The organism is Myroides sp. LJL115 (assembly GCF_054871665.1).
This window is the reverse complement of sequence record NZ_JBTXLS010000073.1, coordinates 1-7752: the sequence shown is the minus strand read 5'-3', so window position 1 is coordinate 7752 and position 7752 is coordinate 1. Positions and strand designations below refer to the sequence as shown.

General features: G+C 31.9%; 7 protein-coding genes and 1 pseudogene. 4 read left to right on the top strand and 4 right to left on the bottom strand.

Annotated elements, in window-relative coordinates; genetic code table 11:
* The first annotated feature begins 176 nt into the window (after positions 1-176).
* Positions 177-491 (top strand): hypothetical protein, encoded by a 315-nt coding sequence (locus ACYSNX_RS12635; RefSeq protein WP_461755020.1) that lies wholly within the window; start codon positions 177-179, stop codon positions 489-491.
* A gap of 291 nt (positions 492-782) precedes the next feature.
* On the opposite strand, the gene ACYSNX_RS12630 is transcribed toward ACYSNX_RS12635, so the two are convergent.
* From ACYSNX_RS12630 to ACYSNX_RS12615, 4 genes are all read right to left on the bottom strand, one after another.
* Positions 783-1598, bottom strand: a complete 816-nt coding sequence (locus ACYSNX_RS12630; protein ID WP_461755019.1) for a 2,3,4,5-tetrahydropyridine-2,6-dicarboxylate N-succinyltransferase — start codon at positions 1596-1598, stop codon at positions 783-785.
* A 16-nt stretch (positions 1599-1614) separates the two neighbouring features.
* Positions 1615-2457: an NAD(P)-dependent oxidoreductase gene (locus tag ACYSNX_RS12625; protein WP_461755018.1), complete on the bottom strand. Its 843-nt coding sequence runs from the start codon at positions 2455-2457 to the stop codon at positions 1615-1617.
* A gap of 790 nt (positions 2458-3247) precedes the next feature.
* Positions 3248-3730 carry an Lrp/AsnC family transcriptional regulator gene (locus tag ACYSNX_RS12620; protein ID WP_461755017.1) on the bottom strand — a complete coding sequence of 161 codons (483 nt, stop codon included), beginning with the start codon at positions 3728-3730 and terminating at the stop codon, positions 3248-3250.
* Positions 3731-3967: 237 nt separating this feature from the next.
* A complete protein-coding gene (locus ACYSNX_RS12615; RefSeq protein WP_461755016.1) occupies positions 3968-4603 on the bottom strand; it encodes a hypothetical protein in 636 nt (211 codons plus the stop codon).
* Positions 4604-4970: 367 nt separating this feature from the next.
* Between ACYSNX_RS12615 and ACYSNX_RS12610 the strand changes: the two genes are divergently transcribed.
* From ACYSNX_RS12610 to ACYSNX_RS12600, 3 genes and pseudogenes are all read left to right on the top strand, one after another.
* Positions 4971-5174, top strand: coding sequence for a hypothetical protein (locus ACYSNX_RS12610; protein WP_461755015.1), 204 nt, complete (start codon positions 4971-4973; stop codon positions 5172-5174).
* Positions 5175-5692: 518 nt separating this feature from the next.
* Positions 5693-5953 (top strand): annotated as a pseudogene (locus tag ACYSNX_RS12605) (AlbA family DNA-binding domain-containing protein); the annotation flags it as partial.
* A gap of 462 nt (positions 5954-6415) precedes the next feature.
* A complete protein-coding gene (locus ACYSNX_RS12600) occupies positions 6416-7207 on the top strand; it encodes an ATP-binding protein (protein WP_461755021.1) in 792 nt (263 codons plus the stop codon).
* Positions 7208-7752: the final 545 nt, after the last annotated feature.

Below are 7752 nucleotides of genomic sequence, written 5' to 3'. Positions count from 1 at the left end.
ATTAAAACTAGTCTATCTAGCCATCAAAGATGTATCTAAAAAATGGACTATGCCTATTCGCAATTGGGGCTTGACAATGTCTCAGCTTTATATTAAATTTGGGGATAGATTACAGCCGTAAAAAAAATCCTGTTTCCAAGCCTTGGGGCTTAAGCCCCAAGGCTTGGAAACAGGAGATGACACAGTTCATGTTACACTCCCAGAACTCGAGTTTGAAAAATATAGGAACCCTTCGTTACACTAAGGCACAAATTTTTTACTATTGGCTAAGTCTTAAAAAGCGAGGTATAGATTATGATATTAATAAAGATATCTACACGCAAACCAAAGATATGCAATTGCAAGATTTAGTGAATTTCTTCGACAACCACGTTAAAGCAAAGACCTATAACGTAGGTTTAATGGGCAAGAAAGAAGAATTAGACTGGCAAAGTGTTCAGAAGCTTGGAAAGGTAATTGAAGTAAGCTTAGAAGAGCTATTTGGGTATTAATAACCAAAAGAGAACTTAATAGATTAGAAGGTAGGGTAAAAGAAGATTTTACCCTGCCTTTTTTGTATTTAAGTATTTGGTGTGTAGTCGGTTGGTAGTGTTTTAAGTAAAAAACAAAAGGGGCTATCTCATAAAGGTTACCTAGCAGTCATTCAGGAGTAAATTATTAGGTATAATTTATATTTCAGATAAAATAATTGAATTATACTAAGTAAATCACGATATTTATTAAGTAAAAAAGGGGCTGTCTTCAATTGTGAGACAACCCCCTTTGTTAGGTTTTATTGGTTACTAAACCGCAATATCAAAATCTCTTAATGTTTGGTTTAAAGAAGTCTTTAAATCAGTAGACTCTTTTCTTTTTCCAATAATTAAAGCGCAAGGTACTTGGTATTGTCCTGCAGGAAATTCTTTGGTATAAGCCCCTGGAATAACTACAGAATTCGCAGGTATGTGTCCATTGTAATAGATAGGTTTGTCTTGAGAAACATCGATTATTTTGGTCGATTTAGTAATAACTACATTTGCTCCTAAAACGGCTCTCTCTCCTACAATTACACCTTCTACTAAAATACATCTAGATCCTATAAAGGCGCCATCTTCAATAATTACTGGTCCGTTTTGTAAAGGTTCTAAAACTCCACCAATTCCAACTCCACCGGATAAATGTACATCCTTCCCAATTTGGGCGCATGAACCCACGGTTGCCCATGTATCTACCATAGTACCTGAATCAATATAAGCTCCTATATTTACATAACTAGGCATAAGTACAACTCCTGGAGCGATATAAGAACCGTATCTAGCTACTGCATTAGGTACTACTCTAATTTGTTTTTGAGCAAAATCTTTCTTCAAAGGCATTTTGTCATGGTACTCAAATGGCCCCATTTCTATGGTTTGCATCTTTTGGATACTAAAATAAAGAAGTACCGCTTTTTTTATCCATTGGTTCACTACCCAGTTGTTGTCTTGTTTTTGAGCTATGCGTAGTTTTCCTTGATCTAAAAGGGTAATTACTTTGGATATAGCTTGTTGGACAGTGTCTTGTGTTAGCAAGTCTTTATCTAGCCAAGCCTGCTGAATTATTTGCTGAAGATGCTGCATATATTGGCTTTTTTTGTTATTTTATTGCTCTAATGACTGCCATTAAGTCCAGATCACCTAAACCTAAATCAGCGGCTTTTTGGTAATCATCACTTACTGCTTTTAACAAAGGAGTATCTAAGCCCTGTGCTTGAGCTAAAAGAATATCTTTAAGCATGAATTTTAAGGGAAAAGCTACTGGATAATGATCTTTTAAAACGCCAGGTGTTTTAATTTGTGTCATAGCCGATCCACATGCGCTATCATTCACAATTTGAGTCATGATTGCTTTGCTAATGCCCTGTTGGCTTGCAAAGTTGACTGTTTGTGCAAATCCATCGACCACAACAGACATATAGTAATTAATGGCTAGTTTAGCTTTACTTCCCATTCCAACTGCTCCAAGATAATAATGTTTGCTTCCTAGGATTTCAAAAAACTCGATACAATCTTGGTAGATTTGAGCATTATCCGCTCCAATTAAATATAGTAGAGTGCCATCTTGGGCTGGTTTTACACTTCCTGATACAGGCGCATCTAGGTAAATGGCTTCAAAACTTTTCAATAGCATATTGAATTCAACTGCAGCCTGTGGAGAAATGGTACTAGAGTTTATAAAGGTTTTTCCTTTAATGGGATAAGTAATGATTTGTTGGAAAACTTCTCTACAAATAGCATCATTTGGTAAGGTTAAAAAAATAACTTCTCCATTTTGGATAACTTCTTTTAAGTCTTGGGTTGGTTTAGCCTCAAATTGCTCAGTAGTGGAAACATCTTTAGGGTTTCTTTGAAGATAGGTTATTGAATAATCCTTTTTCAATAAATTAATAGCCATTGGTGTGCCCATATTGCCTAGACCAATCCATCCCAGTGTTTTCATACTATAGTTTTTAGGTGATTATTTTTTTACAAGAATGCCTTGTTTAACAAATATAGCTAAAATTATAGGCCTTTTAGCTACCGATTTAGCTTTTTTTACTGCGCTTTTGTAATTTACTAAGTGAAAAAAAACATTAAAACAGCATAATTTGGAATTTTAGTAAAAAAATACTCAACAAAGGAAATTTTCAAGAAAAGAGGATTTTTTAGTGGGAGTGGTGACACTAAAAATTGATTTATAATAGTTTAAAGTTAATTGATAGGTTGTTTAGGTGTATTTGTAAGGGGGTGCTGATGTGTTTTAGTGTTATTTTTATATACTTTACTAAAGAAAATAGGGGGTTGAGCTAAAAAAAGTATTTTTTTTAAAAAACTGTTGTTATATTTGCGCTATAGAAAACAAGAAATAGACGAATTTGTATTTGCCGCTTTTCATTAAGCAAGTTGATTGAATTTCTTAATCGCACTGTGTTTATAGTTTTTAAAAGGTATTTTAATAAATTATAGGCAAAAAAGAAAGATTAATATAACAAACCATTAGTAGTCTTTATCAAATATGCTTTGTAATTTTCCAAAGTATAAAAGGAGTGGTCTTCCTTTGTTTAAAAAAGACTATTATTATTATTTTTTTTTAGAAAAGCACAAAATAAATGTATGGGTTAGTTTGTCATCCATTTGTGCTAATCTTAAGTTATTACACAGCTAGACTTTAAACTTTGGATAAAGAGTACCTTGTAAGTGGTGATTTTTTTCACTTTTTATTCATTGTTTAAGCTAGTGTAAAGCCACCTCTACCCATTGCTTTGCACTAATCCAACTGCTATGTTATGTTGGTTTTTAATCTCCCGCATTACAAAAGAGCTATGCGTACTTCCAATGCTGTCCAAAACAGAGAGTTTGTTAAAGACAAAATCTTGGTAATGTTTCATATCATTGGCATAGACTTTTAATAAGAAATCAAATTCACCAGACACATTATAGCATTCTACTACTTCATCAATTAAATCGATGTCTTGTATGAATTTATTGTGTAATAATCTATGGTGTTGTTTTAACTTGACGTGGCAAAATACAATAAAACCTCTATTTAATTTTTCAGGGTCAATTAAGGCAATGTACTTCTTTATGTATCCTTCTTTTTTTAAGCGTTTAACTCTTTCAAAAACTGGGGTAGGAGATAAATTTACCATCTGGGCTAATTCCTTAGTGGTTAAATCTGAATTATTTCCCAAGATTTCTAAGAGCTTTAAATCCGTGTTGTCTAAATTGTGCATGTTCAGGTTTTATTTTGGTTATAGGTAAATAGTCTTTGTAAAACATCTTTGCCTTGTAAAGGCAGAGGCAATGCTTTTTAACAAAGAAGGTTTATAGATATTCTACGCGAGCTTTGGTTAAAAGGATAGAGAATAACTATGTATAAAGCTCTTGCTTTACATAGGGGAGAATTCTTATCTTTATAGAGCGCCGCGCTGTACCTTTTAATTTTTAAGGGTTAGCTAGGGCTATTGCAACTAGCTTTTCTCTTGATCTCTTACATAAAAGGATAGATTGATAATACGGTTTAATTTTTCTTTATCAATAGTAGTAGGCGCTTGAGAATATAGTTCGCTCTTTAATAAAGAAACAATTTGGAAAAAATCCTCGCTTATATTATCATAGTATAACTCTAGATCTTTTTCATTGCGATGAGCAAGACATTTTAAGTTTTTACTATGCTCTAAAAGGTTGCCTACATAATCCAGGATTTGATCATAGGTTTCATAGGAAGTGTGCATTTGTAGATAACCAAATTCAAATAAGAGATCTTGTAGGTTCAATACCTCTCTTTCTATGGATTTATTATGGCTTAAGCCAATTTGTAGGTTTTCTTTTTGTAATATGATATTTAACTGGGTTAAGAATTGAAAGAACACTTTTTGTTTTTTTATAAAGACCCTTAAATTTCTTTCTCTAAATAGTTCACTTTTGGTTTGTCCTTGTAGGAGTAATACAGTAATAATAGCTGTGATTACTACTCCAAGTAAAGTCCCAAAGAATTGAGCGGGTAAACTTCCTAATTCAAATATTTCAAAAGTCACTGCAGTTATTAAAAAGATGATAGTACAAATTACTATTCCTACTCTTGCCCAGTTGATGTTTTTTAGCATTGTGAACTATGGTATTATAATTTTAGTGTATAGTTGGTGTTTTGTGTAGCCTATAAAGGCAAGACAAAATACAACATATTTTGATGTATTGGTAGGTTTTCCTGCTTTGTTTTTATTGTTTTTATTTCAAAGCGTTTTGAACACTACAAAGGCGTAAGAGGTCTTTTTTTAAAAATGCTACCTTCTTAGTTGGACTAATAACAAACAATAGGTAAGATCATCCTAATGTTTACCCAATGTTAGGTCTGTGTTAGAAAAAAAAGGATATAGAGTTTAATTCTTAATAAAGTATTAAAAATATATTTTTATGAGGAATTGTGTTTTTTATTGCTTATGTTTACTACAGTATAATATTAAAAACACAGCTATGAGAACACGTTTTATGTTTGATTTTGCAAAGACAGTTTTAGTGAATGTTAGCTTTGATCCAACCTTATTCTACAAAGAATTAGACAAAGCTTTAAAGAATTTATTACCTTATGATGTAGAACAATTAGGACGCTGGGTTAGCTCCTATGTAAAAGGAAAACCAGAGTTACATGAATCTTTGGATTTATTAGAAGCCTATTAATGGAATTTTTAAAGGTAATTGGATAACAATTTTATTGTTTTTAAGATAATCTTATTATATAAAAAAGAGTTTAGCTTTTTAGTTAAACTCTTTTTGTTTTTTAGTCACTTTTTATTGGATATATGAAAGTTCTGGTTTAGTTAAAAAGTTAAAGAAGTTATTACTATAATAATTAAATACCAATAGTAAAGTGTGGTAAATTAGTGCTCTTTAAAGTTCTACATGGACTTTGTTTTTTATTAATATGCTTCAGTGAGGACTTAGGTTGGAAACGCGAAATGAGCACACTAGTTATTTTAGCTGTTTCTAACAAAGCGAGAATTATTATTTACGGACCTGAGTGACTTATTAAATGAAATTAATAAACAATTAAAAAGTTTTAATAAACGAACCATATGAGTAAAGATAAACTTTTAGAAAATTTACTGTATCTCTCTACTGAAAACGAAGTGGTTGAATTTAAAGAAGCTAAGACTCAATTTGACAAAGATAAATTAGGATAGTATTTCTCTGCTCTTTCGAATGAGGCAAATTTGCACTTTCAAGAGTTTGCTTATTTAGTTTTGGGAGTGAAGGATAATAAAACTGTCGTCGGAACTTCTATTAATGACTCTCAGCTTAATGATTATAAACTTGAAGTTGCAAAACACACCTCTCCCCGTATTAGCTTTTCAAATGTTTATAAAGTAAATAAATCTGGTAAGCAAGTATTGATTTTTGAAATACCAGCTACAGTCAAAGGGCAGTCTATTTCATGGAAAGGGCATTATTATGGTAGAGATGGTGAAAGTTTAGGTACGTTAAGTGACTTTGATAGAGATCGAATAAAAGCGCAGGTTGTTCATAAGGATTGGAGTATTGGAATTATTGAAGACGCTACTATTGAAGATTTGTCAAAGGACGCTATTGCTTTTGCGAGAATTCAATTTAAAGAAAAAAATGTTAAATTAAAAGATGAAATAGATTCTTGGAGTGACGAACTATTCTTAGATAAAGCTAAAGTTACTATAAAAGGGAAAATAACCAATACGGCTATTTTATTGTTGGGTAAGACAGAGTCAGAACATTTTATTAATCCAGCTTCTGCAAGAATTACATGGATTCTTAAAGATAAAGAAAATATTGAAAAGGATTATGAACATTTTTCGTGCCCTTTAATCAATGTAGCAGAGAAAATTGGGCTTAAAATTCGAAATCTAAAATATAGATATATTAAATCTGGAACTTTATTTCCTGATGAAGTGGAGCAGTATGATTCTTATATTATTCGTGAGGCTTTACATAATTGTATTGCACACCAAGATTATACTTTAGGTGGGAAAATAGTTGTTGTTGAAAACGAAGATGGTTGGATTTCATTTACCAATTCAGGGGACTTTATTCCTCAAAGTATTGAAGAAGTGGTGAAAAGTGAATCTCCTGAGCCAAAATATAGAAATACATTTTTGGTTGGTGCTATGGTAAATTTGAATATGATTGACACTATCGGAAGTGGAATAAAAAGAATGTTCCGTATTCAAAAAGCTAAATACTTTCCTTTACCAGAGTATGATTTATCTCATAATAAAGTAAAAGTAACCATTGTTGGTAAAGTTGTTGATCTAAATTATGCTCGAAAATTAGCTGAACTTCCAAAGCTTTCATTGGATGAGATTATTCTTTTAGACAAAGTAGCTAAGCAAAAATCTTTAGCAGATAATGAAATTAAATCATTAAAAGAGAAGTGCTTGATAGAAGGAAGGAAACCTAATTTTCATATATCCTCTAACGTAGCAGTTGCTACAGGAGAAAAGAGTGATTATATGAAACAGAGAGGAATTGATGATAAGTACTGTCAGAAAATGATTGTAGATTATTTAGAAAAGTTTAACCAAGGTAGTAGAATGGATTTTGAAAATTTACTTTTAGAAAAGCTTCCTGATATCTTGGATGTAAAACAAAAGAGAAATAAAGTAAAAAACAATTTACAATCGTTGAGAAAGTCTGGTAAAATTGTAAATATTGATAAGCTATGGATGTTGTCTAAAGGTTAATTAGACGAGTTTTAGACGAGTTTTAGACGAGTTTTAGACGAGTTTTAGACGAGTTTTAGACGAGTTTTAGACGAGTTTTAGACGAGTTTTAGACGAGTTTTAGACGCGTTTTAGATGATTTTAGATGATTTTAGATGATTTTAGATGATTTTAGATGAGTTTTACACATGTGTCGAAAACACAGGAGTACTACTGATTTAGAAAGGAAATATAAAGCCTTTTTTTGGGTTGTTGCTGCCACCAATATTATAGATATAAAATAAATAACGCTTATAAAGAGACTTTAATAAGTCCTCTATAAGCGTTGTCAGTGTCTTTTAAAAAAAGCCTTTTTCTAGAATAGGGGGAGTGTAACATGAACTGTGTCATCTCCTGTTTCCAAGCCTTGGGGCTTAAGCCCCAAGGCTTGGAAACAGGATTTTTTTTACGGCTGTAATCTATCCCCAAATTTAATATAAAGCTGAGACATTGTCAAGCCCCAATTGCGAATAGGCATAGTCCATTTTTTAGATACATCTTTGATGGCTAGATAGACTAGTTTTAAT

What these genes read in the sequence shown, in the direction of transcription:
- ACYSNX_RS12635 (WP_461755020.1), top strand. Translation starts at nt 177, where the DNA reads ATGACACAGTTCATGTTACACTCCCAGAACTCGAGTTTGAAAAATATA.
- ACYSNX_RS12630 (WP_461755019.1), bottom strand. Translation starts at nt 1,598, where the DNA reads ATGCAGCATCTTCAGCAAATAATTCAGCAGGCTTGGCTAGATAAAGAC.
- ACYSNX_RS12625 (WP_461755018.1), bottom strand. Translation starts at nt 2,457, where the DNA reads ATGAAAACACTGGGATGGATTGGTCTAGGCAATATGGGCACACCAATG.
- ACYSNX_RS12620 (WP_461755017.1), bottom strand. Translation starts at nt 3,730, where the DNA reads ATGCACAATTTAGACAACACGGATTTAAAGCTCTTAGAAATCTTGGGA.
- ACYSNX_RS12615 (WP_461755016.1), bottom strand. Translation starts at nt 4,603, where the DNA reads ATGCTAAAAAACATCAACTGGGCAAGAGTAGGAATAGTAATTTGTACT.
- ACYSNX_RS12610 (WP_461755015.1), top strand. Translation starts at nt 4,971, where the DNA reads ATGAGAACACGTTTTATGTTTGATTTTGCAAAGACAGTTTTAGTGAAT.